At 51.9% G+C, this 1,402-nt stretch carries 2 protein-coding genes; both read left to right on the plus strand.

Annotated features, from left to right (window positions below; genetic code table 11):
- Window positions 1–155 precede the first annotated feature (155 nt).
- Complete coding sequence (locus BBW68_RS09495; protein WP_070135171.1) at window positions 156–1,019, plus strand: YicC/YloC family endoribonuclease; 864 nt, start codon at window positions 156–158, stop codon at window positions 1,017–1,019.
- A gap of 170 nt (window positions 1,020–1,189) precedes the next feature.
- On the plus strand, window positions 1,190–1,402 hold a 213-nt coding region (locus tag BBW68_RS19760; RefSeq protein ID WP_148127619.1), incomplete at its 3' end, for an Arm DNA-binding domain-containing protein.

Here is a 1,402-nt window from a genome sequence, read left to right on the forward strand (position 1 = left end):
CCTATTATTCAACAAAGCCTGTCTGAGTTGTCATCAACTTAAGCTGTGAGCGGCAAAACGTCAGCCAAAACACCGTCATTTGAGCGAATGCCTGTTAAGGCAGCGCCTCCGTCGCTATAATCCCTGCATCTTCTATCTCTATAACGGTACGCAAAATGATCCGCAGTATGACCGCTTACGCCCGGCGCGAAACCAAAGGCGAATGGGGCAGCGCAGCCTGGGAGCTTCGTTCCGTCAACCAGCGCTATCTTGAAACCTATATCCGTCTGCCGGAGCAGTTCCGCGGGCTAGAGCCAGTAATCCGTGAACGCATCCGCAACCGTCTGACGCGTGGCAAAATCGAAGTTAACCTGCGTTTTGATGTGGACCCGAGCGCGCAAAGCTCGCTGGTATTGAACGAAAAGCTGGCCGTGCAGCTGGTGCAAGCGGCTAACTGGGTGAAAATGCAGAGCGACGGGGGGGAGATCAACCCGATTGATATTCTGCGCTGGTCGGGCGTGATGTCCGCTGAAGAGCAGGATCTGGATGCGATCTCTGCCCAGCTGCTCAGCGCGCTGGACACCGCAATTGATGAGTTTATTACCGCACGCGAAAGCGAAGGTTCGGCGCTAAAAGCGCTGATTGAGCAGCGTCTGGAAGGCGTCAGCGCCGAGGTGCTGAAAGTGCGCGCCCATATGCCTGACGTGCTGAAATGGCAGCGTGAGCGCCTGCTGACTCGCCTAGAAGAGGCCCAAGTGGAGCCGGAAAATAATCGCCTTGAGCAGGAGCTGGTGATGCTGGCGCAGCGCGTTGATGTGGCCGAAGAGCTGGACCGCCTAGAAGCGCACGTTAAAGAGACTTACAACATCCTGAAAAAGAAGGAGGTCGTTGGCCGCCGCCTCGACTTTATGATGCAGGAGTTTAACCGCGAGTCTAACACACTGGGGTCTAAATCGATCAATGCCGAAATCACCGCATCAGCGATTGAGCTGAAAGTGCTGATTGAACAGATGCGCGAACAGATTCAAAATATTGAGTAACATCTCATCAGTATTTCATATAATGTCATAACCCTAATAAAACCCGGATATTACGGGTTTTATTTTCTCACTAAGAACCATCAGTTCTCGCCAAATCGCCCGCCTTTGCTGTACCATCCGGTGTACAAGTACATTTTTGTACCGTTATCGTTTTGCTACAAACAGGAAGAATGGGAAAGCTATCAGACATACAGATAAAAGCCTGGCTAAGGTCTCAGGAACGCTTTGAGGGACGCTCCGACGGAAACGGATTGTATCTGTGCTACCGAAAAGAGTTCTCAATACCAAAATGGCGCTTTCGCTACAGCTATGGAGGCAAGGCGCGTGCAATGTGGATCGGTTCGTATGGTGATCTGGGCACTATTGCAAAGATCTGGCGATGG

It is taken from the genome of Candidatus Erwinia dacicola, from assembly GCF_001756855.1.
Classification (GTDB): domain Bacteria; phylum Pseudomonadota; class Gammaproteobacteria; order Enterobacterales; family Enterobacteriaceae; genus Erwinia; species Erwinia dacicola.